This window comes from Caballeronia sp. INML1 (assembly GCF_023631085.1).
Lineage (GTDB): Bacteria > Pseudomonadota > Gammaproteobacteria > Burkholderiales > Burkholderiaceae > Caballeronia > Caballeronia turbans.
Genome location: NZ_JALQDT010000010.1, coordinates 52,363 through 77,865, shown reverse-complemented (window position 1 = coordinate 77,865; position 25,503 = coordinate 52,363). Strand labels below are relative to the sequence as shown.

23 protein-coding genes are annotated in these 25,503 nt (G+C 64.2%); 14 read left to right on the top strand and 9 right to left on the bottom strand.

Annotated elements, in window-relative coordinates; translation table 11 throughout:
- Positions 1-137: 137 nt before the first annotated feature.
- On the top strand, positions 138-830 hold the full coding sequence (locus NCR38_RS04415) for an SDR family oxidoreductase (protein WP_061119926.1): 693 nt from the start codon (positions 138-140) through the stop codon (positions 828-830).
- Here NCR38_RS04415 and kdpE read toward each other — a convergent pair.
- From kdpE to NCR38_RS04395, 4 genes are read right to left on the bottom strand one after another with little or no spacing between them, the layout of a single operon-like run.
- The gene (kdpE, locus tag NCR38_RS04410; protein ID WP_061119927.1) at positions 806-1,504 is read right to left on the bottom strand and encodes a two-component system response regulator KdpE; all 699 of its coding nucleotides are present in this window, start codon (positions 1,502-1,504) and stop codon (positions 806-808) included. The two genes, NCR38_RS04415 and kdpE, sit on opposite strands and share 25 nt — an antisense overlap.
- A gap of 45 nt (positions 1,505-1,549) precedes the next feature.
- Positions 1,550-2,524 (bottom strand): quinone oxidoreductase, encoded by a 975-nt coding sequence (locus NCR38_RS04405; RefSeq protein ID WP_061119928.1) that lies wholly within the window; start codon positions 2,522-2,524, stop codon positions 1,550-1,552.
- Positions 2,525-2,545: 21 nt separating this feature from the next.
- Entirely contained in the window at positions 2,546-2,932 is a 387-nt protein-coding gene (locus tag NCR38_RS04400; RefSeq protein ID WP_061119929.1) for a methylglyoxal synthase, read from the bottom strand.
- Positions 2,933-2,947: 15 nt separating this feature from the next.
- The gene (locus tag NCR38_RS04395; RefSeq protein WP_061119949.1) at positions 2,948-3,727 is read right to left on the bottom strand and encodes an SDR family oxidoreductase; all 780 of its coding nucleotides are present in this window, start codon (positions 3,725-3,727) and stop codon (positions 2,948-2,950) included.
- A gap of 238 nt (positions 3,728-3,965) precedes the next feature.
- On the opposite strand from NCR38_RS04395, the gene upp reads away from it, so the two are divergent.
- The 9 genes from upp to rng all read left to right on the top strand — a co-directional run bounded on the left by upp (position 3,966) and on the right by rng (position 12,132).
- Positions 3,966-4,619 (top strand): uracil phosphoribosyltransferase, encoded by a 654-nt coding sequence (upp, locus tag NCR38_RS04390; protein ID WP_250476500.1) that lies wholly within the window; start codon positions 3,966-3,968, stop codon positions 4,617-4,619.
- Positions 4,620-4,959: 340 nt separating this feature from the next.
- A complete protein-coding gene (locus NCR38_RS04385; RefSeq protein WP_250476499.1) occupies positions 4,960-5,688 on the top strand; it encodes a YebC/PmpR family DNA-binding transcriptional regulator in 729 nt (242 codons plus the stop codon).
- 257 nt (positions 5,689-5,945) lie between these two features.
- Complete coding sequence (gene purD, locus NCR38_RS04380; protein WP_250476498.1) at positions 5,946-7,247, top strand: phosphoribosylamine--glycine ligase; 1,302 nt, start codon at positions 5,946-5,948, stop codon at positions 7,245-7,247.
- A gap of 137 nt (positions 7,248-7,384) precedes the next feature.
- A complete protein-coding gene (hemF, locus tag NCR38_RS04375) occupies positions 7,385-8,344 on the top strand; it encodes an oxygen-dependent coproporphyrinogen oxidase (protein WP_250476497.1) in 960 nt (319 codons plus the stop codon).
- Complete coding sequence (locus NCR38_RS04370; RefSeq protein WP_250476496.1) at positions 8,335-9,045, top strand: nicotinate-nucleotide adenylyltransferase; 711 nt, start codon at positions 8,335-8,337, stop codon at positions 9,043-9,045. Before hemF ends, NCR38_RS04370 begins: the two co-directional genes overlap by 10 nt.
- Positions 9,046-9,047: 2 nt before the next feature.
- The gene (gene rsfS, locus NCR38_RS04365; RefSeq protein WP_061119936.1) at positions 9,048-9,500 is read left to right on the top strand and encodes a ribosome silencing factor; all 453 of its coding nucleotides are present in this window, start codon (positions 9,048-9,050) and stop codon (positions 9,498-9,500) included.
- 14 nt (positions 9,501-9,514) lie between these two features.
- Positions 9,515-9,985: a 23S rRNA (pseudouridine(1915)-N(3))-methyltransferase RlmH gene (gene rlmH / locus NCR38_RS04360; protein WP_061119937.1), complete on the top strand. Its 471-nt coding sequence runs from the start codon at positions 9,515-9,517 to the stop codon at positions 9,983-9,985.
- 55 nt (positions 9,986-10,040) lie between these two features.
- On the top strand, positions 10,041-10,655 hold the full coding sequence (locus NCR38_RS04355) for a nucleoside triphosphate pyrophosphatase (RefSeq protein ID WP_061119950.1): 615 nt from the start codon (positions 10,041-10,043) through the stop codon (positions 10,653-10,655).
- Between the two features lie 7 nt (positions 10,656-10,662).
- A complete protein-coding gene (rng, locus tag NCR38_RS04350; RefSeq protein ID WP_061119938.1) occupies positions 10,663-12,132 on the top strand; it encodes a ribonuclease G in 1,470 nt (489 codons plus the stop codon).
- A 72-nt stretch (positions 12,133-12,204) separates the two neighbouring features.
- Here the strand turns inward: rng and msbA are convergent, their stop codons facing one another.
- Together msbA and NCR38_RS04340 are read right to left on the bottom strand one after the other, a co-directional pair.
- Positions 12,205-13,923 (bottom strand): lipid A export permease/ATP-binding protein MsbA, encoded by a 1,719-nt coding sequence (gene msbA, locus NCR38_RS04345; protein ID WP_409219258.1) that lies wholly within the window; start codon positions 13,921-13,923, stop codon positions 12,205-12,207.
- Positions 13,924-14,076: 153 nt separating this feature from the next.
- Complete coding sequence (locus NCR38_RS04340; protein ID WP_250476494.1) at positions 14,077-15,354, bottom strand: O-antigen ligase; 1,278 nt, start codon at positions 15,352-15,354, stop codon at positions 14,077-14,079.
- Between the two features lie 158 nt (positions 15,355-15,512).
- On the opposite strand from NCR38_RS04340, the gene NCR38_RS04335 reads away from it, so the two are divergent.
- Positions 15,513-16,541, top strand: a complete 1,029-nt coding sequence (locus tag NCR38_RS04335) for a glycosyltransferase (RefSeq protein ID WP_250476493.1) — start codon at positions 15,513-15,515, stop codon at positions 16,539-16,541.
- Positions 16,538-17,299, top strand: coding sequence for a glycosyltransferase family 2 protein (locus tag NCR38_RS04330; protein WP_250476492.1), 762 nt, complete (start codon positions 16,538-16,540; stop codon positions 17,297-17,299). The genes NCR38_RS04335 and NCR38_RS04330 overlap by 4 nt, the downstream gene beginning before the upstream one ends.
- A gap of 5 nt (positions 17,300-17,304) precedes the next feature.
- Here NCR38_RS04330 and NCR38_RS04325 read toward each other — a convergent pair whose 3' ends face one another.
- Both NCR38_RS04325 and dnaE read right to left on the bottom strand, forming a co-directional pair.
- Positions 17,305-18,369, bottom strand: a complete 1,065-nt coding sequence (locus tag NCR38_RS04325; RefSeq protein WP_250476491.1) for a glycosyltransferase family 4 protein — start codon at positions 18,367-18,369, stop codon at positions 17,305-17,307.
- Positions 18,369-21,902: a DNA polymerase III subunit alpha gene (gene dnaE / locus NCR38_RS04320; RefSeq protein ID WP_061119951.1), complete on the bottom strand. Its 3,534-nt coding sequence runs from the start codon at positions 21,900-21,902 to the stop codon at positions 18,369-18,371. Before dnaE ends, NCR38_RS04325 begins: the two co-directional genes overlap by 1 nt.
- Positions 21,903-22,113: 211 nt before the next feature.
- Here dnaE and NCR38_RS04315 point away from each other — a divergent pair, with 211 nt between their 5' ends.
- Complete coding sequence (locus NCR38_RS04315) at positions 22,114-22,977, top strand: sulfurtransferase (RefSeq protein WP_250476489.1); 864 nt, start codon at positions 22,114-22,116, stop codon at positions 22,975-22,977.
- Between the two features lie 17 nt (positions 22,978-22,994).
- Positions 22,995-23,864, top strand: coding sequence for a tRNA glutamyl-Q(34) synthetase GluQRS (gene gluQRS, locus NCR38_RS04310; protein ID WP_250476488.1), 870 nt, complete (start codon positions 22,995-22,997; stop codon positions 23,862-23,864).
- A gap of 64 nt (positions 23,865-23,928) precedes the next feature.
- On the opposite strand, the gene NCR38_RS04305 is transcribed toward gluQRS, so the two are convergent.
- Positions 23,929-25,413 carry a DEAD/DEAH box helicase gene (locus NCR38_RS04305; protein WP_061121760.1) on the bottom strand — a complete coding sequence of 495 codons (1,485 nt, stop codon included), beginning with the start codon at positions 25,411-25,413 and terminating at the stop codon, positions 23,929-23,931.
- Positions 25,414-25,503 lie beyond the last annotated feature (90 nt).

Sequence of the window (25,503 nt, the reverse complement as noted above, 5' to 3'; positions counted from 1 at the left end):
TCGCCCCGGCCGTTCGTACCCCGCCCACGCCAGCCGAAAATGCTGCAAACGCAAATGCATCCCACAGCGCGCCACGCAAAAATCGCCTACTTTGTCGGGTAAAGGCTCACTGCGACCACAGCGAAGGAGCGTCCCGCATGAAACCGCTAAAGGTTTTGCTGATCGGCGCACACGGTCGCACGGGCCGACTGATCGCGCAGCGGCTGCATGACGAAGCCATACCGTTTCGCGCCATGCTGCGCAAATCCGCCCACAGGAGCGAGTTCGCGGCGATGGGCGCCGAAATCGTCCTCGGCGATCTCACCAACGACTTCTCCCACGCCTTCGACGACATCACGCACGTGATCTACGCGGCCGGATCGGCGGAAACGGAAAGCGTGCACGAGCAACGCGCGATCGACCGCGACGCCGTCATGCACGCCGCCGACTACGCAAAGCGCCGGCGCGTGCAGCAGATCGTCGTCATTAGCGCGCTGTCGGCGTTTTATCCCGAGCGCAGCGGATTTGCGCTGCGCCACTATTCGCGGATGAAGCGCGAAGCCGACCAATACGTCGCGCACCGCGGCGTGCCTTACGCGATTCTTCGGCCCGGGCCGCTATCGGATGAACCGGCGCACGGCGCGATCGCGCTTGCCGGCGAACTCACGAAGCACAAGCCCGAGGTGTCGCGCGCCGACGTCGCGCGCGTCGCGCTGCAATGCGTGACATCCGGCATCAACAACCGGATGATCGCGTTCGTCGGCGGCGACGAGCCGATCGACATCGTGCTGGATTCGCTCCGGCTCGAATCCGCGCACACCTTCCGTCACGCCGCGCCGACGAGCCTGTAGCCGACGCCCGTTTCCGTCACGATATGCTCGGGCTGCGCCGGATCGCGCTCGAGCTTCTGGCGCAGATGCGCCATGTAGATGCGCAAGTAATGCGGGCTTTCGACATGCGACGGCCCCCACACTTCCACCAGCAATTGCCGATGCGTCAACACGCGCCCCGCGTGCCGCACGAGCGTCGATAGCAGGCGATATTCGATCGGCGTCAGATGCACGTTCTCGCCGTTCTTCACGACGCGGCGCAGCGCCAGATCGACGCTCACGTCGCCGAACGCGACCACCGGCGTCTCGCTCGCCTGCGCCTGATTACGCCGCCGCAAATGCGCGCGAATCCGCGCCATCAGTTCGGAGACGCCGAAGGGCTTCGTGAGGTAGTCGTCGGCGCCGGCATCGAGCGCGGCCACTTTCTCTTCTTCCTGCGTGCGCGCCGACAGCACGATGATCGGCAACCCCGTCCAGCCGCGCAACTCGCGGATCACGTCGATGCCATCGGTATCGGGCAAACCGAGATCGACGATCACGAGATCGGGCTTGCGCGTCGCGGCTTCGACGAGGCCCTTCTGCCCCGTTTCCGCCTCATGGACCGTCATGCCCTGCGCTTCGAGCGACACGCGCACGAAGCGGCGAATCTGCTTTTCGTCCTCGATCAGGACGACGGTGAAGGACGGCTCGCTCATGGTTCTATTGGTGTTGATGGTGACGAACCGCCCTCGCGCTTCACGTCAGGGCAGAAGGATCGTCGAGCCGGTCGTCTTGCGCGCTTCGAGCTCTTCATGTGCGCGAGCCGCATCGGACAAGGGATAACGCTGGCGCACGTTCGTCTTCACCTTGCCCGAGGAGACGACGTCGAACAACTCCGCCGCCATCGCATCGAGATCGCTGCGTTTGGCGATGTAGCTGAAGAGCGTCGGCCGCGTGAAGTAGAGCGAGCCGCGTCCTGCGAGCTCCGACGAATCGATCGGCGGCAGCGGCCCCGACGAATTGCCGAAGCTCACGAAAAGGCCGAGCGGCGCGAGGCAATCGAGCGACGCGATGTACGTGTCCTTGCCGATCGAATCGTAGACCACCGGCACGCCCGCGCCGTTGGTGATCTCGCGCACGCGCTGCGTGAAGTTCTCGCGCGTGTAGACGATCGGGTAATCGCAGCCGTGCGCCTTCGCGAGCTCGGCTTTCTCGTCGGAACCGACAGTGCCGATAACCGTCGCGCCCAGCGCCTTCGCCCACTGGCACGCAAGCATGCCGACGCCGCCCGCCGCCGCGTGGATCAGCACGGTATCGCCGGCCTTCACGCGATACGTCCGCCGCAGAAGATATTGCGCGGTCAGGCCTTGCAGCATGATCGACGCGGCGTCCTCATAACTGATCGAATCGGGCAGCCTGACGACGTAATCCGCCGACATCACGCGCTCTTGCGCATACGCGCCCGGCGGACGCGACGCGTACGCCACGCGATCGCCCGGCTTGAATTGCGTGACGCCCTCGCCCACCGCCGTCACCTCGCCGGCGGCCTCCATGCCGAGGCCGCCGGGCAGCGGCATCGGATAAAGACCGGTGCGGAAGTACACGTCGATGAAATTCAGGCCCACCGCATGATGCTTCACGCGGATCTCGCCCTTGCCCGGCGCGCCCACGTCCACGTCGACCCATTTCATGACTTCCGGGCCGCCTGCCTTGTCGAATCGGATTGCCTTGGTCATCGCTTGTTCTCCATCGGTTCGTCAAGCCCGCGCAAAGCGCTGGCGCAAGTCGTCGAGAATCATGCGCGCCGTCGCGATGTTGGTCGCGCACGGCACGTTGTGCACGTCACAGGCGCGCACGAGCGCGTTGATGTCCGGCTCGTGCGGCTGCGGTGTCATCGGATCGCGCAGGAAAATCACGAGGTCGACGCGGCCCTCGGCCAGTTCCGCCCCGATCTGCAGGTCGCCGCCGTGGGGGCCGGAGAGCTTGCGCTCGACCTCCAGCCCGTGCGCCGCCGCGATGCGTCCGCCAGTCGTGCCCGTCGCAACGAGATCGCATTGCGCAAGCGTGTCGACGAACTCGCCCGCGAGCGTGACGATGTCGTCCTTCTTCATGTCGTGCGCGATCAGCGCGACGCGTGTGGTCATATGCGTGATCCTCGATCAGTACGTGCCGGGGTAAGCGCCGCCGTCGATCAGCAGGTTCTGACCGGTGATGTAGCCCGCGTGCACGCTGCATAGAAACGCGCACGCCTTGCCGAATTCTTCCGACGTGCCGAAGCGTCCCGCAGGCAGACTCTGCGCTCGACGCGCGCGCATCTCCTCGATCGGGATGTTCTGCGCCTTCGCCTGCGCTTCCATCGTCACGGCGATGCGGTCGGTGTCGAAGGTGCCGGGCAACAGATTGTTGATCGTGACGCCGGTCGATGCGACCTTGCGTGCAACGCCCGCGACGAAGCCCGTGAGCCCGGAACGCGCGCCGTTGGACAGGCCGAGCACGTCGATCGGCGCCTTCACCGACGAACTCGTGATATTCACGATGCGACCGAAGCCGCGCTCGATCATGCCGTCGATGGTCGCCTTGATCAGCTCGATCGGCGTCAGCATGTTGCCTTCCAGCGCCTTGATCCACATGTCGTGCGTGAAGGTGCGGAAGTCGCCCGGCGGCGGGCCGCCCGCGTTGTTGACCAGAATGTCCGGCGCGGGGCACGCGGCGAGCGCGGCGGCGTGGCCTTCGGGCGTCGTGATGTCGCCCGCGACCGTCGTCACGGTGACGCCGTACTGCGCGCGGATGTGCGCGGCCGTCGCTTCCAGCGTTTGCGCCGTGCGCGCGGTGATGACCAGATTCACGCCCTCGGCGGCGAGCGCCTCGGCACAGCCTCGTCCGAGGCCCTTGCTCGCCGCGCACACCAGCGCGGTGCGGCCCGCGATTCCCATGTCCATCGTCCATCCTCCGTCTTCGTTGTAGAGTTGCCTCGCACGCGCGTCGCGGCGCATGCGAGGGTGCCATGTCTCTCGCGCATTCTAGAAGAATCGGGGCGGCAACGTCGGCGGTCCCTCGGCACCACGCGATTCTTCTTAGGTGCGGGCGGCCTTTTGGGTAAACTGTCGCCACTGTCCGCTCCCCGAGCGTCGAAGGCAGAACATCACACGAGCAGGACGCGCAGCGCGCGCGAGACCCATGAAACAAGACAGCCGCTTCCCCAATCTCTTCATCCTCGATCACCCGTTGATCCAGCACAAGCTCACTCACATGCGCGACAAGGACACGTCGACGCGCACGTTCCGCGAGCTGCTGCGGGAAATCACGCTGCTGATGGGCTACGAAATCACGCGCAACCTGCCGCTCACGACCAAGCGCGTGGAAACGCCGCTCGTCGAGATCGACGCGCCGGTGATCGCCGGCAAGAAGCTCGCGATCGTGCCGGTGCTGCGCGCGGGGATCGGCATGTCGGACGGTCTGCTGGATCTGGTGCCGTCGGCGCGCGTCGGGCATATCGGCGTGTATCGGGCCGAGGATCATCGCCCGGTCGAGTATCTCGTGCGGCTCCCGCCCGATCTCGAGGAGCGCGTCTTTATTCTCTGCGATCCGATGGTCGCGACCGGCTACTCGGCGGTGCACGCCGTCGACGTGATGAAGCGCCGCAAGGTGCAGAGCGAGAACATCGTGTTCGTCGCGCTGGTGGCGGCGCCGGAAGGCGTCAAGGTATTCCAGGACGCGCATCCGGAAGTAAAGCTCTACGTTGCGTCCCTCGATTCGCATCTGAACGAGCATGCGTATATCGTCCCGGGGCTCGGCGACGCGGGAGACCGCCTGTTCGGCACGAAGAACTGAGCGCCCGCAACATTTTCGCGATTCCTGTTCATCCCGCCGCGCCGTCCGCGCGGCGGTTTGCGTTTACTGCCGCCTTTTCGAGTTTTCGCCGCGATTCGCCGGAATTTCACGTCGTTTGCATCACTTTTCGTGTGTCTGTCCGCGCGCAGCGGTTCTGAGAGCGGGCGCCGCCATGCTAAAATTTCGGTCTGATCCTATCCGGGCTCCGCCGGATTCGGCGATCCGCGAGCGGACTCGCGACCGGCGCCCAAGCGCGGCGCGGACAGACACATTCGGCATCACAAAGCACGAGAGCACACTAGGCGCACGGCTAGACGCCCGCGCGCGATGGAGAAAGGTAATGGCGGGTCATTCGAAATGGGCCAACATCAAGCATAAGAAAGCCGCGGCCGACGCGAAGAAGGGCAAGGTCTGGACGCGCCTCATCAAGGAAATCCAGGTCGCGGCGCGCATGGGCAGCGGCGAGGTCGATTCGAACCCGCGCCTGCGTCTCGCCGTCGACAAGGCCTACGACGCCAACATGCCGAAGGACAACATCAACCGCGCGATCCAGCGCGGCGTAGGCGGCGTCGATGGCGCGAACTACGAAGAAATCCGTTACGAAGGCTACGGCATCGGCGGCGCGGCGATCATCGTCGACACGATGACGGACAACCGCACGCGCACCGTCGCGGAAGTGCGCCACGCATTTTCGAAGTTCGGCGGCAACATGGGCACGGACGGCTCCGTGTCGTTCATGTTCGATCACGTCGGCCAGTTCCTTTTCGCACCCGGCACGCCGGAAGACAAGCTGATGGATGCAGCGCTCGAAGCCGGCGCGGACGACGTGGTAACGAATGAGGACGGCAGCATCGAGGTGATCTGCCCGCCGAACGACTTTCAGAAGGTGAAAGACGCGCTCGAAGCCGCGGGCTTCAAGGCAGAACTCGCCGAAGTGACAATGAAACCGCAGACGGAAGTCGAATTCAGCGGCGACGACGCAGTGAAGATGCAAAAACTGCTCGACGCGCTCGAAAATCTCGACGACGTGCAGGAAGTCTATACAAACGCGGCGATCAACGAAGACTGAACTTCGTATCGCACGGGGCGTGGCGCAAACGAAAGCGCCCCGCCCTCGCATGGAACATCTTTCGCTTCGGCTCGCATGCCGGAGCAGCGCCGCGTGATCTTTGCGGCGCGGCATCGCCACTGGAAGGCGCGTGACGCAGCCGATGTCAGCGCGAGCCGCCTTCGCGACGCTTTGACGGTCGTCATGCGCGCAAGCCAGGGGCCATGCGCCCGCCGCTTTTTCTCAAGCCGCTTTTTGTCAGGATTTCGGGGATTCAAATGAAGTTACTCGTCGTCGGTTCCGGCGGCCGCGAACATGCGCTGGCCTGGAAGCTCGCGCAATCGCCGCGCGTGCAGATCGTCTATGTCGCGCCGGGCAACGGCGGCACCGCGCAGGACGAGCGTCTGCGCAACGTCGACATCACGGACCCGGCGGAACTCGCCGATTTCGTCGAGAAAGAGCATGTCGCATTCACGCTCGTCGGGCCGGAGCAGCCGCTTGCCGCGGGCATCGTCAATGTGTTCCGTTCGCGCGGCCTGAAAATCTTCGGACCGAGCAAGGAAGCCGCGCAGCTCGAAAGCTCGAAGGACTTCGCCAAGGCGTTCATGAAGCGCCACAACATCCCGACGGCCGAATACGAAACCTTCTCCGACGCCGCCGCCGCGCACGCGTACATAGACGCGAAGGGCGCGCCGATCGTCGTCAAGGCGGACGGACTGGCCGCCGGCAAGGGCGTCGTCGTGGCGATGACGCCGGAAGAAGCGCACGCCGCCGTCGATTCGATGCTCGCCGACAACAAGCTCGGCGATGCGGGCGCACGCGTCGTAATCGAGGAGTTTCTCACGGGCGAGGAAGCGAGCTTCATCGTAATGGTGGACGGCAAGCACGTGCTCGCGCTCGCGTCCAGTCAGGACCACAAGCGCCTGCTCGACGGCGACAAGGGCCCGAACACGGGCGGCATGGGTGCGTACTCGCCCGCGCCGGTCGTCACGCCGCAGTTGCACGCGCGGGTGATGCGCGAAATCATCCAGCCGACGGTGCGCGGCATGGAAAACGAAGGCATCCGCTTCACGGGCTTCCTGTACGCCGGTCTCATGATCGACGCGAACGGCAATCCGAAAACGCTCGAATTCAATTGCCGCATGGGCGATCCGGAGACGCAGCCGATCATGGCGCGCCTGAAGGGTGACTTCTCGAAGGTCGTGGAAATGGCCATCGACGGCAAGCTCGACAGCGTCGATCTCGACTGGGACCGCCGCACGGCGCTCGGCGTCGTCCTCGCGGCGCACAACTATCCGGAGACGCCGCGCAAGGGCGACCGTATCAGCGGGATTCCGGCGGAAACCGACAGTTCCGTCACTTTCCATGCCGGCACGACGCTCACTGACGGCAAGCTCACGACCTCGGGCGGACGCGTGCTGTGCGTCGTCGGTCTGGCGGATTCCGTGCGCGGCGCGCAATCCGTGGTCTACGATACAGTCAACCAGATCTCGTTCGACGGCATGCAGTACCGCCGGGATATCGGTTATCGGGCGGTGAACCGCAAGCAGTCGGCGGACAAGCCCGGCGACAAGCACTGACACGTAACCGCGCGGCTTTTGCCGCACGAATCAACGCGCTGCCGGACCTCGTGTCCGGCAGCGTGCTTTTGAGAGTTTTGAGGCGAAGGGTTTACCCCCGCCCATTCATGGCCGCCCGCAGGGCGCACGCAGCATCGATGAGTGAACCGAACCGCAGCGCGGAACAACGTAAAGAACACGACGCAGCCCACGATATCGGGGCCGTCCGCGATTATCTGACGGGCCTGCAGACGCGCATCGCCGATGCCCTCGGCGCCTTCGACGGCACCGCCTTCGCCACCGATGCCTGGACGCGCGAGCCCGGCGCGCATCTGCGCGGAGGCGGCGTCACGCGCATCCTGGAAGGCGGCGGCTTTTTCGAGCGCGGCGGCATCGGCTTTTCGGACGTGCAGGGCGACGCGCTGCCGCCCTCCGCGAGCGCGGCGCGTCCGCAGCTTGCGGGACGCGGCTTCGAGGCGCTCGGCGTGTCGCTCGTGATGCATCCGCGCAATCCGCACTGCCCCACTGTGCACATGAATGTGCGCATGCTCACCGCGACAAAGGCAGGCGAAGCGCCGATCTTCTGGTTCGGCGGCGGCATGGATCTCACGCCGATTTACGGCTACGAGGAAGACGCGCGGCATTTCCATCGGATCTGCCGCGACGCGCTCGATCCGTTCGGCGTGGACCTGTATCCGCGCTTCAAGACGTGGTGCGACGAGTACTTCTATCTGAAGCACCGCAACGAGCAGCGCGGCATCGGCGGGATTTTCTTCGACGATTTTTCGGAGCCCGGCTTCGAGCGCTCGTTCGCGATGATGCAAAGCGTCGGCGATGCGTTTCTCAAAGCGTATCTGCCTGTCATCGAGCGCCGCCGCGACACGCCGTATTCCGAGCGCGAGCGCGAGTTCCAGGCGTACCGGCGCGGGCGCTACGTCGAATTCAATCTTGTGTTCGACCGCGGCACGCACTTCGGCCTGCAAAGCGGCGGACGCACCGAGTCGATTCTGATGTCGATGCCGCCCGTCGCGAACTGGCGCTACGACTGGAAACCCGAGCCCGGCACGCAAGAAGCGCGGCTGTACGAAGATTTTCTGGTGCGGCGGGAATGGCTGTGACCCGGACCGCACCGGCGCGCGCGTCTTGTGCCAAACGCGTCGGCATATTCGGCGGCACCTTCGATCCGATCCACAACGGGCATCTCGCGCTCGCGCGGCGCTTCGTCGAGTTGCTGCGACTGACCGAGCTCGTGCTGCTGCCCGCCGGCCAGCCGTGGCAGAAGGCGGGCGTATCGGCGCCGGAACATCGGCTGGCGATGACGCGCGCCGCGGCGGCATCGCTCGTGCTCGACGGCGTGCAAGTCATCGTCGCCACCGATGAAATTGACCGCCAGGGCGACACCTATACCGTCGACACGCTCGCCCGCTGGCGCGAGCGCGAAGGCGCGGATGCGTCGCTTTCGTTGCTGATGGGCGCGGATCAACTCGTCAAGCTCGACTCGTGGCATCAATGGATGCGGCTCTTCGACTACGCGCATATCTGCGTGGAAACGCGCCCGGGATTCGATGTCTCGACGCTGCCGGCGGTGGTCGCCGCGCAAGTCGGACAGCGCGCCGCATCGCCCGAAACACTGCAAGCGAGCTCGCACGGGCACGTGCTCGTCGACGAGACGCTTCTACTCGACGTATCCGCCACGGCGATCCGCGAGGAAGCGCGCACGATGACAGACGAACACGGCGCCCGCGCACATGCACGCAATCAGGTCCCGCCCGCTGTATGGGACTATATTGTTCAACATCACCTGTACCAGACACGGTAACTATGGAACTTCAGAAGCTTCAACGCGCGATCATCGACGGTCTCGAAGACGTCAAGGCGCAAGACATCAAGGTGTTCAACACGACCCATCTGACGTCGCTGTTCGACCGCGTGGTCGTGGCGAGCGGCACGTCCAACCGGCAGACCAAGGCGCTCGCCAATAGCGTGCGCGAGAAGGTCAAGGAAGCCGGCGGCGACATCATCAGCACGGAAGGCGAAGAGATCGGCGAATGGGTGCTGGTCGATTGCGGCGACGCGGTCGTCCACATCCTGCAACCCGCGCTGCGCCAGTACTACAACCTCGAGGAAGTCTGGGGCGACAAGCCCGTGCGCGTGAAGCTTCAAACGCCGAACATGTTCGGCGGCGCGAACGTGACCGCCGACGAAGACGAGGACGAGGAAGACGCCGCACCCGCGGTCAAACGTCCCGCGCGCAAGACCACGCGCAAGCACTGAAGCCGCTTCATCCGATGAAGCTGGTCATCCTCGCCGTCGGACACAAGATGCCCGACTGGATCACGAATGGCTTCGACGAATACGCGAAGCGCATGCCGCCCGAACTGCGCATCGAGCTGAAGGAAATCAAGCCCGAACAGCGCTCGGCGGGACGCAATGCCGAAAGCGTGATGGCGGCCGAGAAGCAGCGCATCGAAGCCGCCTTGCCGAAGAACGCGCGCGTCGTCGCACTCGACGAACGCGGCCGCGACTGGACCACGATGCAACTCGCGAACGCCCTGCCCGGCTGGCAACAGGACGGGCGCGATGTCGCGTTCGTGATCGGCGGTGCGGACGGGCTCGATCCGGCAGTGAAAGCGCGCGCCGAACTGATGCTGCGCGTGTCGAGTCTCACGCTGCCGCATGGCATGGTGCGCGTGCTGCTCGCCGAACAGCTTTACCGCGCGTGGAGCATCACGCAGAATCATCCCTATCATCGCGCGTGAGGCTTTTTCGACGTTGGATCGAATGCCGTGCGCGCCATTCGAACCCGACTTCAAGATGCCGACTCATCGCTTCGTTTATCTCGCGTCTCAAAGCCCGCGCCGTCAGGAGCTGCTGCGTCAGCTCGGCGTGCAGTACGAACTCCTGCTTCCCCGTCCCGACGAAGACGCCGAAGCGCTCGAAACCGAGCTGCCAGGCGAGTCCGCCGATGCGTATGTCGTGCGCGTATGCGCGCTGAAGGCGCACGCGGCGCGCGCGCGGCTGCTTGCGGGCGGCCATGCAAGCGCGCCGGTGCTGGTCGCCGATACGACCGTGACCATCGACGGCCTGATCCTCGGCAAGCCGCGGCACGAAGAAGACGCGGTTGCGATGCTCGAACGCCTTGCGGGACGCGAGCACGAAGTGCTGACGGCGCTCGCCGTCGTCGATGCGGATGGCGCGCTTCTCGAACCTGCGCTCTCGCGCTCGACGGTGCGTTTCGCGCGTGCCGATCGTGCTGCGCTGCAGCGCTACGCGGCGTCCGGCGAGCCGCTCGGCAAGGCGGGCGCGTACGGCATACAGGGACGCGCGGCGGAGTTCATCGAGCGAATCGACGGGTCCTATTCGGGTATCATGGGTTTGCCCCTTTTCGAAACAGCAGCACTCTTGCGCGTGGCGCGCGTCGCATTCTAAACAGGCCATGAACGAAGAAATCCTGATCAACGTCACACCGCAGGAATCCCGGGTCGCACTGGTTCAGCAAGGCGCCGTTCAGGAACTTCACGTCGAGCGCACGCTTTCGCGCGGACGCGTCGGCAATGTCTATCTCGGCCGTGTCGTGCGCGTGCTGCCGGGCATGCAGTCCGCGTTCATCGATATCGGTCTCGAGCGCGCCGCGTTTCTTCATGTCGCCGACATCTGGCATCCGCGCATCGCGGGCGAGCCGCATTCGTCGGCGCCGCATGTGCCGATCGAGAAGATCGTCTTCGAAGGGCAATCGCTGATGGTGCAGGTCGTGAAGGACCCGATCGGCACGAAGGGCGCGCGGCTGTCGACGCAGGTGAGCATTGCGGGACGCACGCTCGTGTATCTGCCGCAGGAGCCGCATATCGGCATCTCGCAGAAGATCGAGAGCGAGGCGGAGCGCGAGGCCGTGCGCGCGCGCCTCACGGCCGTGTTGCCCGCCGACGAGAAAGGCGGCTACATCGTGCGGACCATTGCCGAAGACGCGACGAGCGAAGAGCTCGCGGCCGATGTCGCGTACCTGCGCAAGACCTGGGCGACGATCGTCGCTCAAGCGCAGCGCGTGCCGCCCACGACGCTGCTCTATCAGGATCTGAACCTCGCGCAACGCGTATTGCGCGACTTCGTCAATGACGAGACCACGCGCATTCAGGTCGATTCGCGCGAAACATATCAGATGCTCGCCGACTTCGCGGCGGAGTTCACGCCGGCGGTGGCTTCGCGTCTGCATCACTACACCGGCGAGCGGCCGCTCTTTGATCTGTACAACATCGAAGCGGAGATTCAGCGCGCGCTGTCGCGGCGCGTCGATCTCAAGTCGGGCGGTTACCTGATGATCGACCAGACCGAGGCGATGACGACCATCGACGTCAATACGGGCGGCTACGTCGGCGCGCGCAACTTCGACGACACGATCTTCAAGACGAATCTCGAAGCGGCGCATACCATCGCGCGGCAACTGCGCCTCAGGAATCTCGGCGGGATCATCATCATCGACTTCATCGACATGGAGAATGTCGAGCACCGCGATCAGGTCCTGGGGGAACTCAAGAAGGCTTTGTCACGGGACCGCACGCGCGTGACGGTGAACGGGTTCTCGCAGCTCGGGCTCGTGGAGATGACGAGAAAGCGCACGCGTGAGTCACTGGCTCACGTATTGTGCGAACCGTGCCCGACGTGCGAGGGGAAAGGTCAGGTGAAGACGCCGCGCACCGTGTGCTACGACGTGCTGCGCGAAATCATGCGCGAGTCGCGGCAGTTCAATCCGCGTGAGTTCCGGGTGGTCGCGTCGCAGCAGGTCATCGATCTCTTTCTCGAAGAAGAGTCACAGCATCTGGCGATGCTGATGGACTTCATCGGGAAGCCGGTTTCATTGCAGGTCGAGAGCAATCTCAGTCAGGAGCAGTACGACATCGTGCTGATGTAAGTTCTGCGACAACCTCGCCCGAAGCGCATTCGAGCGAGGTCCGGAACCAGGACACAAAGCAGCCTTCGCGCCTCACGCCGCCTGCTGCTGATACTGAATCCGATGCAGATGGGCATACAACCCATCCTTGCGCAACAGCTCGGCATGACTTCCCTGCTCCGCGATCTTCCCTGCTTCCATTACGAGAATGCGGTCCGCGCGCTCGATCGTCGACAACCGGTGCGCGATGACGAGCGTGGTGCGTCCTTTCATGAGCGTCTCGAGCGCCGACTGCACGTGGCGCTCCGATTCCGAATCCAGCGCCGAGGTCGCTTCGTCGAGAATCAGGATCGGCGCGTCTTTATAGATCGCCCGCGCGATCGCGAGACGCTGGCGCTGCCCGCCCGAGAGCCGCATGCCGTTACCGCCGACCAGCGTGTCGATCCCATCCGGCAGCGACGACACCACATCCGACAGATTCGCCGCGGCGAGCGCCGACATCACGCGCTCGCGATCCGGCGTCTGACCATACGCGACGTTCGCCGCGATCGTATCGTTGAAGAGCACGACGTCCTGGCTGACCATCGCAAGCTGACCGCGCAAATCGTGCAGGTTGTACTCGGTGATCGGCACGCCATCGACGAGCACCTGACCGGCGCGCGGATCGAAGAAGCGCGGCAGCAAATTCACGAGCGTCGTCTTGCCGCTGCCCGACGGACCCGCAAGCGCGACCATCTCGCCCGGCGCAACCTTGAACGACACGCGATCGAGCGTCGGCCGGTCGATGGAGCCGTAGCTGAACGTCACGTCGCGGAATTCGACCTCGCCGCGTGCGCGCGGAAGACGCCGCCCGCCGCCCTCGGGCTCGGCCGGTTCGTCGATCAGGCCGAAGATCAGCTCGGCCGCCGTCATGCCGCGCTGCAGGGGCTGGTTGATATCGATCAGATGCTTGAGCGGCGAGATCACGAGCAGCATCGACGTGACGAACGCGACGAAACCGCCGACCGTGGTTTGATCGTTCGCCGACTGCACGACCGCGATCGTGATGACGATCGCCAGCGCGATCGACGCGAGAAACTGCGTGAGCGGCTGTGCGAGCCCGCCCGATACCTGCATGCGCATCGCATAGCCGCGCAGGCGATGGCTCATCTCCGAGAAGCGGCCAATCTCATACGGCTCGCCGTTGTGCACCTTCACGACCTTGTAGCCGCCGACCGTCTCCTCGACGATATACGACAGCTCGTTGGTCAGCGTCTGATGCTCGCGGTTCAGGCGCCGCAGCCGGCGGTTGATCTTGCTGACGAGCCAGCCGATCGCGGGGAGGATCACCGCGACGATCAGCGTGAGGCGCCAGTTGAGGATGAACAGATAGCCGAGCAGGAAGACGACCGTGAGCGAATCGCGCACGAGGGTGACGACCACGCTCGACAGCACGCTCAGGATCTGATTGACCTCGAAGACGATCGCGTTGATGACCGTGCTCGCGGTCTCGCGCTGGAAGAAGCCGGCGCTCGTGTGGATCATGCGGTGGAACATTTCGAGCCGCAGTTGCAGCAGGATCTTGTTCGTCACGTAGGAAAGAAAATAGCCGGATGCGTATTGCGCCGCGCCGCGCACGAGCGCGAGGCCGATGACCGCGGCCGGCACGAGCCACTTCGCGTGATCGCTGCTCTTGGCGCCGAAGCCGTGGTCGAGCAAAGGCTTCAGCAGCATCGGGATGCCCGCCTCGGTCGCGGCGACGATGCCCATCGTCAACAGGCCGAGAAGAACCATGCCCATCAGCGGACGGATGTACGGCCATAGGCGTTTCATGACCGCCGCGGGCGAGCTGCTTTCGAGGCCGCCGATCGGTTTGCGCAAACTTGCCTGATTGTTCAAAGGTGTATCTCCACTTCGCCCAGCGCCTGACCCACTTGTCGCGCGGCGTTTGTTGGTAGCGTCGTCAACCGGGAGACCGGCCACCGTTCAGCCGATTGGATCGCGGCCCGGCTTGCCCTGCGGCTGGCGTGCGTCGTGGGTGATGACCGCAAGCAGCACGGCCCAGAGGAGCGCGATGAGCGCGGTGCTCATCACCACCGTGAATACGTCGATGCTCAAGCCGAAGATGATAACCGACCCTGACACCGCGATCCCGCAATACGCAGCCGTCGACACATCGCGCTGCGGCGATTTCCGATAGCGCATGAAATACACGAGCGGCCCGAAATAAATCAGTGCCAGACAGACGACGCCCGCCGCGCCCAGTTCAGAAATCGTCGAAAAAAATTCGCTGTGCGCGCGCTGATTGACGATGTAGGCCGGCACCTCGCCCTTGCTCGCCATCTCCCTGAGGGAGGGCTCCAGACGCCCCTTGCCGACGCCGATGAGAGGATGCGCCTCGAACAGATGAATCGACGCGCGCCAGAGTTGCAGGCGCGCGCCGATGGAACTGTACTCGGCCGAGCCTTCCGACAGGCGCACGATGTCCGAGCGCGTCGCCATCACGCGCTCACGACCGAGCGGCGATGCGAGCAACGTCGACATGGCCACTACGGCGACGACCAATGCGGCGAACCAGTGTCGCGGCTTCCTGATCCAGTTGAAATTGAGCGAGCACAGCACAAGGAACAGCGGAATCGCGAGCCACCCGCCGCGCGTGCCCGAAAGATACGACGCATAGACGCCGCCCACGAAGCCCAGGAGCTTGATCGCGACGCCAACGCGCTTGGCGAGGACATTGGTAAAGTCATCCCAGCGGATCGTCATCGCCGAAAGAAAGCCGAGCAAGAGCGCAGTGTTACCGTATGGAATTGGATTCGTGTAGTCGTTGCCGAGGCGATTGAGATCGTTGATCGTCATATGGAGGTTGCTGTCCACAGCCCATGCGCCCGCGCCGAGCGCACCGAGCGCGCAGCCCCAGCCAAGCGCCTTCAGATAGCAGATCGGAAAATTCGCCAGCAACAGAAAGATCGGCAGACTCAATGCTAGCCGCGACAGGCCGTCGAACTCTCGCGGCAGATAATAGCCTTCGATCGCCTGCTGCAACGGCAAGTACACCATATAACAGAGCATGCCCGCGGTGTACCACGGATAAGCGCTGATGAGCAGACGCCCCTTCAGCCGAAACGGCTTGCTGAATCCGGCGAAGAGCGCGATAGCGAGCAGCACAAAAAAGCAGTAACCGGTTCCACCCCGGACGACTAACGTGGTCGCGGGCCCCAGAAAGACCATGCCGGCGACGAAAAGACGCAGAATTTTTTCCAAATCAAGAACCTGACGTGAGTTAGACCGGACGGTCCGGTCGCGCGCCCGGAAAACCCGCGATATTATAGCCGTTGCCGCCTGGCACGCTCTTCGCTCACGGAACGCCTGACACGCGGCCGTGAAGGCATGCCGGGCATTCCATGCGTTGTGAATCCGACATGCCAGCGACACTTCAAACAGAGCCGGACGCACCGCTCGCGAGCCTCCTGCTCATCACGTTCAATCAGCAAGAAACCGTCGCCGATGCGATCCGCGGTGCGCTGAGCCAGACCTGGGCGCCACTTGAAATCCTCATTTCAGACGATGCCTCCTCCGACGACACCTTCGCGGTCGCCGAGCGTTGCGTAGGCGACTATCGCGGCCCGCACACCGTTCGGCTTTGTCGCAACGACACGAACCTCGGCATCAGCGCGCATCTGAGTGCGCTCGCGGCGCGCGCATCGGGCGAAATGCTGTTCATCGCAGCGGGCGACGATATCTCCAGATCCGAACGCGTCGAGCGCGTGATGTGCGACTGGCTCGCGAGCGGCAGGCGCTACGACCTCGTTGCGACGGACCTGCAAGACATCGACGCCGAAGGCAATGTGCACGGCGTGCTACGCGTGACCGACCTCGACGACTACCACAGCTTCGAGGACTGGTCAGGCAACCGGCCGCATGTCGTCGGGGCGGCGCATGCCTGGGCGCGCCGGCTCTTCGAGGAATTCGGGCCGATCGCACCGGGCATCTACGGAGAAGATCAGATCATGACGTTTCGCGCGATCATGAGTCACGGCGCCCATACGCTGCATGAACCGCTCGTACAGTACCGGCGCGGCGGCCTGTCCAGAAAACGCATTTGGCGCACGCCAGCGGATTTCGTCGCGCGCATCAAGCTCGCCAATATCAACGGTGCGGGCGAAACCGGTCAGCTCGTGAAAGATGCAGAGAAACTGGGTGTCGGCGGCCCGATGCGCGCGCTGCTCGCTGCGAAATCCGCGCGCGAAACATACGTCAGCGCGTTATTCGGCGAGCGCTCGCTCGCCCGCAAGCTCACGCTCTTCGGGATGTCGAAAGACGTGGACTTCGGCTTTCGATTCAGGATGTTCATCTATGCGACCTGTCCGTGGCTGCTCTCGCCGTTCTTCTTCGTGAAGCGGCATCTGCGCGGACGAGCGCGCATTCACGCCATTCGAAAGGCACCATGACGTCCCCCACGCTCGGCATCGCCATCATCACCCATAACGCCGCCGCGCGGCTCGCACAATGCCTTCAGGCGGTCTCCTTCGCCGACGAAATCGTCGTCATCGACGGCGGGAGCACCGACGCGACCGTGGGCATCGCCGAGGCGCATCGCGCGCGCGTGATCGAGGCGCGCGACTGGCCGGGCTTCGGCCCGCAGAAAAACCGCGCGCTCGATGCGCTCTCGACAGACTGGGTGCTCTCGATCGACGCCGACGAAATCGTGTCGCCGGAACTGGCGGCTTCGATCCAGGCGGCGATCACCGATCCGCAGGCAGACGTCTACGCGGTCGATCGCCTGTCGAGCTTTTGCGGCGTGTGGGTAAAGCACAGCGGCTGGTATCCCGACTGGATTCCGCGGCTCTTCCGGCGTGGCACGGCGCGCTTTTCGCCCGATCTCGTGCATGAGCGCCTCGTGCTGTCGACGGGCAAGCCGGTCGCCCGCCTCTCCGGCAAGCTGATGCACTACTCCTACGAGGATTTCGAAGCGGTGCTGCGCAAGCTGGATGCATACTCGACGGCGGGCGCGCAACAACGTCATGCGGCCGGCAAACGTGGCGGCTTCGGCATCGCGCTCGCGCGCGGCGCGTGGGCGTTCGTGCGGACTTATGTGTTGCGGCGCGGCTTTCTGGACGGCAAGGCCGGCTTCATGATCGCGGTGTTCAACGCGCAGACGGTCTACTACCGGTTTCTGAAACTCGCGCACCTGAACCAGATGCGCTGAGCGTCTCAGCGCTTCGTGGCAATGTCCCGCGCAAGGTCGATCAGCACTCGCACGTGCGAATCGACACGGGTGTCGTAGCGCACCGCGTCATCCGGCACGCGCGCGGCGTCGCGCCGCGTTTCGATGGCATCGAGCACCGTGCGGCGCAGATCGTCGGCGTCGCCGGATTTGAAGACGTGCTTCGCGTGGTCCGCGATCGCATCGCAGCAGCCGATGCACGCCGGAAAGATCACCGGTGTGCCACACATGACCGATTCGATGCCGACGAGCCCGAACGGCTCGTAGCTCGACGCGAGGATCGTGAAATCCGCTGCGCGGTACGCATCCTCGATGTTCTTCGCATAACCGACGTAGCGCACGTTCGCCGCGGCCTTCTCCGGCGCGCGACCCGCGACGGCGATCACCACGTTCATGCCGGCGAGCGCCTTTTCGATCAGCGGCAAGCCCTTGCGTTCGTGACTGCTAGACGGAAAGAGCAGCACGGTCTCATCGGGTTTGAAACCGAAGCGTTCGCGCAGGCGTGCACGCGTAGCGGCATTGACCGGTGAGAATCGCGCGCCGTCGACGGGCGGATAAAGCACGCGGATTTTCCGGCTGTCGACACCGTATAGCACGCGCAGTTCGTCGCTCATCATGTCCGAATGCGCGACGATCACCTCGGCCTGAGCGTACTGGCGGCGTTCCAGCGCGATCTGCCGCGTGTCCGAGCGCTTTTCGCGCCGCCCGGTCGCGCGCAGAAAGCCGATGTGCGTGCCGCCGCAAATGGCGATCTCGGAACCTTCCACGCGATTGCAACCGATGAGCACATCGACCTTCGCACGTTTGCGCGCGCGCTTCAGCGCCCACGAGAAGTAGGCGTCGCGCAGCTTGCCCGGCAGAAACGACACCTTGATGCGATGCGCCTCGATCAGCCGGCTTTCGGCCAGCGACATATCGATCTTGCGCGCGAAGAACGCGGGCTTGCGCTTGCCGTCGAAGCCCGCGGCGGCGAGACCGCGCACGAGATCCATCGCATAGCGCTCGAGACCGCCGGAATGCTTCAGCGCATTCGCCGATATGCCGATGCGCATCAGTAGACGATTTCGATCGCGCTGCCCGCGAATTCACCGCGCAACGCCGTGATGAGTTCGTCGGTCGGCTTGACGCGCCATGCGTCACCGAGGCGCACTTCGCCTTCGGCGTGCTCGCTGCGATAGACGATGCTTACGTTCAGGCCGTTAGGAATGGGCGCGCTTTGGCGCGAACGTCCGTTATCGCGAGCGGGCGGCGCGGCAACAGGCGCCGGCGTTTCAGCGCCCGCCGCATGCGCTTCGAGCACACGGCGCAGGCGCAACGCATCGGCGTTGCCGTTCATCTCGACCTTCACCGACTGCGCATAGCGGCTGCGCGCGCGCTCGAGATCCATCGCCGTATCGACGGTAAAGCGAATGCCGCCCGTAAAGGCGTCGTTGCGCGCCTGACCTTGCACGACGAGCAACTCGTCTTCCTTGAAGAGCGCCTTGTTCGCTTCGAACTGCTCGTTGAAGACGGTGACTTCGCACTGCCCGCTGCCATCGTCGAGATTGACGATCAGCATCTTGCCCCGCTGCGTCATCTGCGTGCGCATCGCCGAAATGACGCCCGCGACCAGCTTGTCGCGCCCTTCCTTCAACTCGCCGATTTTCTGGCGCACGAAGCGTCGCACTTCGCCTTTGTAGGCATCGAAGAGATGCCCCGACAGATAGAAGCCGAGCGCGGTCTTCTCTTCCTGCAAGCGCTTCTTGTCCGACCACTCGGGTTCGTCGACATATTCGTGTTTCGCGAGCGGCGCGTCGCCCATGTCGAAAAGGCCGGCCTGCATCGCGTTAGCGGCGGCCTGATCGGCGGCTTCCATCGCGAGCGGCACCGATGCGAGCAGTTGCGCACGATTCGCATGCACCGTGTCGAACGCGCCCGAGCGGATCAGCGCTTCCACCGTGCGACGATTCACGACACGACGGTCTATGCGCTCGCAGAAGTCGAACAGATCGACGAACGGGCCGTCCTCGCGCGCGCGCAGGATTTCCTCGATCGCGTTCTGACCGCTGCCCTTTACCGCGCCGAGACCATACCGAATGGTTTTCGAGCGCTTGCCGTCGGCTTGCGCAACCGGCTCGAAGCGATACGCCGAGCGGTTGATGTCCGGCGGCAGCACCGCCATGCCGTTCGCGATGCAGTCCTCGAAGAGGATCTTCACCTTGTCGGTGTCGTCCATGGCGAGCGACATGTTGGCCGCCATGAATTCAGCCGGATGATGCGCCTTCAGCCACGCCGTGTGATACGCGAGCAACGCATAGGCGGCCGCGTGCGACTTGTTGAAGCCGTAGCCGGCGAACTTCTCCATCAAGTCGAAGGTCTCGTCCGCCTTCTCGCGCGTGAGGCCGTTCTTCGCCGCGCCTTCCGCGAAAATCTCGCGATGCTTGGCCATCTCCTCCGGCTTCTTCTTGCCCATCGCGCGACGCAGCAAGTCCGCGCCGCCGAGCGAGTAGCCGCCGATGATCTGCGCCATCTGCATCACCTGCTCCTGATAGACCATGATGCCGTAGGTCTCTTTCAGAACAGGCTCGACTCGCGGGTCCGGATATTCGACGATCTCCCGCCCGTGCTTGCGCGCGCAGAAGCTCGGGATCAGGTCCATCGGGCCCGGACGATACAACGCCACGAGCGCGATGATGTCTTCGAAGCGATCCGGCTGCGCGTCCTTCAGCATGCCTTGCATGCCGCGGCTTTCGAGCTGGAACACAGCGACGGTGTTTGCTTTCTTGAGGATCGAGAACGACGCCGGATCGTCGAGCGGCACCTGCGAGAGATTCCAGTCCTTTTTCGACGGATCGAGCCGGCGAATATAGCGCTCGGCCCAGTCGAGAATGGTGAGCGTGGTCAGGCCCAGAAAGTCGAACTTCACGAGGCCGACGGCTTCCACGTCGTCCTTGTCGTACTGGCTGACGACGCCGCCGTCCTCGCCTTGCGTATAGAGCGGACAGAAATCCGTGAGCTTGCCCGGCGCGATCAGCACGCCGCCAGCGTGCATGCCGACGTTACGCGTGAGCCCTTCCACGCGCTGCGCGAGTTCGAGCAGCTGATGCACTTCGTCTTCGCTGTCGAAGCGTTCCTGCAGCGTCGGCTCTTCCTTCAGCGCATCCGCGATGGTCACGTGCTTGCCCGGCTTGAACGGAATAAGCTTCGCGATGCCGTCCGTGAACATGTAGCCGAGATCGAGCACGCGGCCGATGTCGCGTACCGCGGCCTTCGCGGCCATCGTCCCGAAGGTCGCGATCTGCGAGACCGCATCTGCGCCGTACTTTCCCTTCACATACTGGATGACGCGGTCGCGCCCTTCCTGACAGAAGTCGATATCGAAGTCGGGCATCGACACGCGTTCCGGATTCAGGAAGCGCTCGAACAGCAGGTTGTAGCGCAGCGGATCGAGGTCCGTGATGCCGAGCGCATACGCGACCAGCGAGCCCGCGCCCGAACCGCGCCCCGGGCCGACCGGCACGCCATTGTTCTTCGCCCACATGATGAAGTCGGCGACGATCAGGAAGTAGCCCGGAAAGCCCATCTTGATGATCGTGCCGCACTCGAAGTCGAGGCGCGCGTAGTACGTTTCGCGCTGCGCTTCACGTTCGGCTTCATCCGGATAAAGCTGTTGCAGACGGACTTCGAGACCTTCCTTCGACAACTGCACGAGGTAGTCGTCGAGCGACATGCCATCGGGTGTCGGGAAAAGCGGCAGCTTCGGCTTGCCGAGTTCGAGCGTCAGATTGCAGCGCTTCGCGATCTCGACCGTGTTCGCGAGCGCCGACGGAATGTCGGCGAAGAGCGCGCACATCTCGTCCTGCGTGCGGAAATACTGATCGTTCGTGAAGCGCTTCTGACGACGCGGATTGGCGAGAATGTCGCCTTCGGAAATGCACACGCGCGCTTCGTGCGCGGTGTAGTCGTCGGGCGTCATGAACTGCAGCGGATGCGTCGCGACCACGGGCAGCTTCAGCTTCGCGGCGAGCTTGACCGCTTCCTGAACGTAGGCCTGCTCACCCGGCAGACCCGCGCGTTGCAACTCGATGTAGAACGCGTTCGGAAAAAGCGCCGTCCAGCGCTCGGCGTTGCGTTGCGCGCCGGCTGCATTGCCTGCCGCGAGTGCCATGCCGATGTCGCCCGTCTGCGCGCCCGAGAGCGCGAGCAGTCCTTGGGCCAGGCCTTCTTCGAGCCATTCGACCATCACCTCGGCGCGGCCGCGATACTGGTTCGTCAGCCATGCGCGGCTCAACAGCTCGCACAGATTGAGATAGCCCTGCTTGTCGCGCACGAGGAGCAGCAGACGCGAGGGCTTGTCGCGATCGGCGGGATTCGTGATCCAGACATCGCAGCCCGCGATGGGCTTGACGCCATTACCGCGCGCTTCCTTGTAGAAGCGCACGAGGCCGAACGCGTTGCCGAGATCGGTCAGCGCAAGCGCGCCTTGCCCGTCTTTGGCGGCAGCCTTGACGACGTCGTCCAGCCGCACGATGCCGTCGGCGATCGAGAATTCGGAGTGGACGCGGAGATGAACGAAGCGGGGATCTGACATGGCGGTATTGTACATGCGGGATACACGCGAAAACGGGCGCGGCGAAGCGCGTTGGCCGAACGGATAAGGCCTGCGCGCACGCCCGACATTGCGCACGCGCAAGACCCGGCGACACGGCAGATCGAATCCCGGAGAGCCACGTGCCGTTTGCGGGATAATACGTGTTTTGCGCGCGTTTCATCCGCGCACTTTTTACCCGTTACAGCCGTTTGCGCGTCATCCGATCATGAGCATTCTGAATCTCTCCGCCTACAAATTCGTCACCATCGAGGACGGCCCCGCGTGGCGGCCGCTCGTCACCGAACGCTGCAACGCGCTCGGCCTGAAAGGCACGATTCTGCTGGCGCCGGAGGGCATCAATCTTTTCATTGCCGGTCCGATTGCCGAAGTCCGCGAATTCATCGACTACATTCGCACGGATGCCCTCTTCGGCGGCCGTTTCGCCGATCTGCAGTTCAAGGAAAGCCTCTCCGCGAAGCAGCCGTTTCGCCGCATGCTCGTGAAGCTCAAGCGCGAAATCATCACGATGAAAAAGCCCGCGATCAAGCCGGAACTCGGCCGCGCGCCTTCCGTCGACGCGCCCACGCTGAAAGCTTGGCTCGACCGCGGCCATGACGACGAAGGTCGTCCGGTCGTGATGCTCGACACGCGCAACGCGTTCGAAGTGGACGTCGGCACGTTCGACAACGCGCTCGATTACCGCATCACGAAATTCAGCGAGTTTCCCGAGGTGATCGAGCAAAATCGTGCGGATCTGCAGGACAAGACCGTCGTGTCGTTCTGCACCGGCGGAATCCGCTGCGAAAAGGCCGCGATTCACATGAAGGAAGTCGGCATCGAGCACGTTTATCAGCTCGAAGGCGGCATTTTGAAGTACTTCGAGGAAGTGGGCGGCGCGCATTACACCGGCGAATGCTTCGTGTTCGATTACCGTACGGCGCTCGATCCGAACCTGCAGCCCACCGCGACCGCGCAGTGCTTCGGCTGTCGCGCGGTGGTGTCGGTCGAAGATCAGATGTCGCCGTTCTACAAGCCAGGCGAAACGTGCCCGGCTTGCCATCCCGACGCAAAGGTCAGCCGCGCGGCCTAGAGATCGACAAGAGCCCGATGACCTATCGCGGCCGCTTCGCGCCCTCGCCTACTGGACCGCTGCACGCGGGTTCTCTCGTCAGCGCGCTCGCGAGTTTTCTCGATGCCCGCGCGCACGGCGGGAGCTGGATCGTGCGCATCGAGGATGTCGATGCGCCGCGCACCGTGCCCGGGGCCGCCGATGAAATCCTCGCGACGCTCGCGCATTTCGGTATGCATTCGGACGAACCGCCGGTCTGGCAAAGCGAGCGCGGCGATGCATATCAGGCCGCGTTCGAACGTCTTCAGGCGGCAGGCTTCATCTATCCCTGCGGCTGCACGCGACGCGAAATCGCGGATTCGCTGGTGCACGCGCACGCGCGCCATGCGACGCTCGCCTATCCAGGAACATGCCGCGGCGGCCTGCATGGCAAGCCCGCGCGCGCATGGCGGCTGCGCGTGCCGGATGGCGATGCGGCGGTCGTTACGTTCGTCGATCGCTGGCAAGGACCGCAAACGCAGAATCTCGCAACCGAGGTCGGCGATTTCGCGCTAAAGCGCGCGGACGGGCTGTGGGCGTATCAACTGGCGGTCGTCGTCGATGACGCCGACGCCGGAATAACGCACATCGTGCGCGGCGCGGATTTGCTCGATTCGACCGCGCGGCAGATCTATCTCCAGCGCTGCCTCGGTGTGCCGACGCCGGCTTATCTGCATGTGGCCGTCGTCAACAACGACGTCGGCGAGAAACTGAGCAAGCAGACGGGCGCGGCGCCGCTCGATCGGCACGCGCCTCTCCAGGCGCTCGTCGCAGCGGCGCGGCATCTGGGCATCGATGTGTCGACCGATTCCCTCGACACGTTCTACAGCGCCGCGACGGCCGAATGGGCGAAGCGCTTCGCGCGCTAGATTCGTCGCCCGAAAGCAAAAAAGGCAGCCGCGCGGGCTGCCTTTTTCGTTCGGCGTCAGGAACTCACGACGACTTGCGCGGCATCCCAAGCCCACCGAGCAACGCCGCGAGCGGCTGTTTCGGCGCGCTCTTGCGCTCGGGTTCGACCGTTTCCTCGTGACGCTTCATCGCCGAAGGCGACGGCTCGTACGGCTTCAGGAAAAATTCGTCGACGGGCTGCTGACGGCCACGCGGGCGATCGTGCGCGCCCGCCGGACGGCGCCGCGAACCAGATTCGTCGCGCGAGGCATGACGATGCTCGGTCCGCTCCGGGCGGCCCAAGCGCTCATCGCGACGCGGCGCCGATCCGTCGCGGCGCGCACGCTGCGTCACTTCGAGAGTTTCGACTTCGAGCGGACGCTTGATCAGTTTCTCGATGTCCGCGAGCTGCTTACGCTCGTTCGCGCTACACAGCGACAGCGCATCGCCCGACGCACCCGCACGCCCGGTTCTGCCGATACGGTGCACGTAATCTTCCGCGTTGAACGGCAAATCGAAATTGATGACGGCCGGCAACTCGGCGATATCGAGACCGCGCGCCGCGACGTCGGTGGCGACGAGCGCCTCGATCTCGCCCCGCTTGAACGCGTCGAGCGCCTGCATGCGCTCGCCTTGCGTGCGGTCGCCGTGAATCGCCGTCGCAACGATGCCGTCGCGCTCCAGCACGCGCGCGAGCCGGCTCGCGCCGATCTTGCTGTTGCAGAACACGATGACCTGCTTCAACTCGCGCTCGCGAATGAGTTGCGAGACCGCGCCGGACTTGTCGCTTTCATGCACCTCGAAGACGATCTGGCGCACGTTGGTGGCGGTCGAATTGCTGCGCGCGACTTCGATCGTCTGCGGATTGCGCAAGTACGTGGACGCGAGCTTCTTGATTTCCGGCGAGAACGTCGCCGAGAAGAGCAGCGTCTGACGCTCCTTCGGCAACAGATTCAGGATGCGCTGCAGGTCGGGCAGGAAGCCCATGTCCAGCATGCGGTCGGCTTCGTCGAGAACGAGCATCTGCACCTGGCCGAGATTGACCGTCTTCTGCTGCACGTGATCCAGCAGACGCCCGGGCGTCGCGATCAGGATCTCGACGCCGCGGCGCAACGCATCGGACTGCGGGTTCATATCGACGCCGCCGAACACCACCGTGCTGCGCAGCGGTGTGTGCTTCGAGTAAGTCTGCACGTTGGCGGCGACCTGGTCGGCGAGCTCGCGCGTCGGCGTGAGCATCAGCGCGCGCACCGGATGGCGCGCGGGCGAGGCGCTCGTGTTCGCCGAGGGCAGCAGGCGCTGAATGATCGGCAGCGAGAAGCTCGCGGTCTTGCCGGTGCCGGTCTGCGCGGCGCCCATGACATCGCGGCCCGCGAGGACGACCGGAATCGCCTGCGCCTGGATCGGCGTGGGCGTGGTGTAGCCGGACTCGCTCACCGCTTTCAGGATGTCGGCGGACAATCCGAACTGGTCGAACGTCGGCGCGTCGGCCCCTGCGGTGGACGTGTTCGTGGCGGCGGAATCGGACATGGTGACTATATTGGCTTTCGCTAAAGTGCCGCTCGATGCGGCGCGCGTAAAAAATCGGTCGAATCGTTCGGTCGATCGTCGCGACCGGTT

What these genes read in the sequence shown, in the direction of transcription:
- NCR38_RS04370 (WP_250476496.1), top strand. Translation starts at nt 8,335, where the DNA reads ATGGCTGTGACCCGGACCGCACCGGCGCGCGCGTCTTGTGCCAAACGC.
- NCR38_RS04325 (WP_250476491.1), bottom strand. Translation starts at nt 18,369, where the DNA reads ATGCGCATCGGCATATCGGCGAATGCGCTGAAGCATTCCGGCGGTCTC.
- rng (WP_061119938.1), top strand. Translation starts at nt 10,663, where the DNA reads ATGAACGAAGAAATCCTGATCAACGTCACACCGCAGGAATCCCGGGTC.
- NCR38_RS04415 (WP_061119926.1), top strand. Translation starts at nt 138, where the DNA reads ATGAAACCGCTAAAGGTTTTGCTGATCGGCGCACACGGTCGCACGGGC.
- purD (WP_250476498.1), top strand. Translation starts at nt 5,946, where the DNA reads ATGAAGTTACTCGTCGTCGGTTCCGGCGGCCGCGAACATGCGCTGGCC.
- msbA (WP_409219258.1), bottom strand. Translation starts at nt 13,923, where the DNA reads ATGAAACGCCTATGGCCGTACATCCGTCCGCTGATGGGCATGGTTCTT.
- NCR38_RS04330 (WP_250476492.1), top strand. Translation starts at nt 16,538, where the DNA reads ATGACGTCCCCCACGCTCGGCATCGCCATCATCACCCATAACGCCGCC.
- rlmH (WP_061119937.1), top strand. Translation starts at nt 9,515, where the DNA reads ATGAAGCTGGTCATCCTCGCCGTCGGACACAAGATGCCCGACTGGATC.
- NCR38_RS04335 (WP_250476493.1), top strand. Translation starts at nt 15,513, where the DNA reads ATGCCAGCGACACTTCAAACAGAGCCGGACGCACCGCTCGCGAGCCTC.
- upp (WP_250476500.1), top strand. Translation starts at nt 3,966, where the DNA reads ATGAAACAAGACAGCCGCTTCCCCAATCTCTTCATCCTCGATCACCCG.
- NCR38_RS04355 (WP_061119950.1), top strand. Translation starts at nt 10,041, where the DNA reads ATGCCGACTCATCGCTTCGTTTATCTCGCGTCTCAAAGCCCGCGCCGT.
- rsfS (WP_061119936.1), top strand. Translation starts at nt 9,048, where the DNA reads ATGGAACTTCAGAAGCTTCAACGCGCGATCATCGACGGTCTCGAAGAC.
- NCR38_RS04305 (WP_061121760.1), bottom strand. Translation starts at nt 25,413, where the DNA reads ATGTCCGATTCCGCCGCCACGAACACGTCCACCGCAGGGGCCGACGCG.
- gluQRS (WP_250476488.1), top strand. Translation starts at nt 22,995, where the DNA reads ATGACCTATCGCGGCCGCTTCGCGCCCTCGCCTACTGGACCGCTGCAC.
- NCR38_RS04395 (WP_061119949.1), bottom strand. Translation starts at nt 3,727, where the DNA reads ATGGACATGGGAATCGCGGGCCGCACCGCGCTGGTGTGCGCGGCGAGC.
- kdpE (WP_061119927.1), bottom strand. Translation starts at nt 1,504, where the DNA reads ATGAGCGAGCCGTCCTTCACCGTCGTCCTGATCGAGGACGAAAAGCAG.
- NCR38_RS04400 (WP_061119929.1), bottom strand. Translation starts at nt 2,932, where the DNA reads ATGACCACACGCGTCGCGCTGATCGCGCACGACATGAAGAAGGACGAC.
- NCR38_RS04405 (WP_061119928.1), bottom strand. Translation starts at nt 2,524, where the DNA reads ATGACCAAGGCAATCCGATTCGACAAGGCAGGCGGCCCGGAAGTCATG.
- hemF (WP_250476497.1), top strand. Translation starts at nt 7,385, where the DNA reads ATGAGTGAACCGAACCGCAGCGCGGAACAACGTAAAGAACACGACGCA.
- dnaE (WP_061119951.1), bottom strand. Translation starts at nt 21,902, where the DNA reads ATGTACAATACCGCCATGTCAGATCCCCGCTTCGTTCATCTCCGCGTC.
- NCR38_RS04385 (WP_250476499.1), top strand. Translation starts at nt 4,960, where the DNA reads ATGGCGGGTCATTCGAAATGGGCCAACATCAAGCATAAGAAAGCCGCG.
- NCR38_RS04315 (WP_250476489.1), top strand. Translation starts at nt 22,114, where the DNA reads ATGAGCATTCTGAATCTCTCCGCCTACAAATTCGTCACCATCGAGGAC.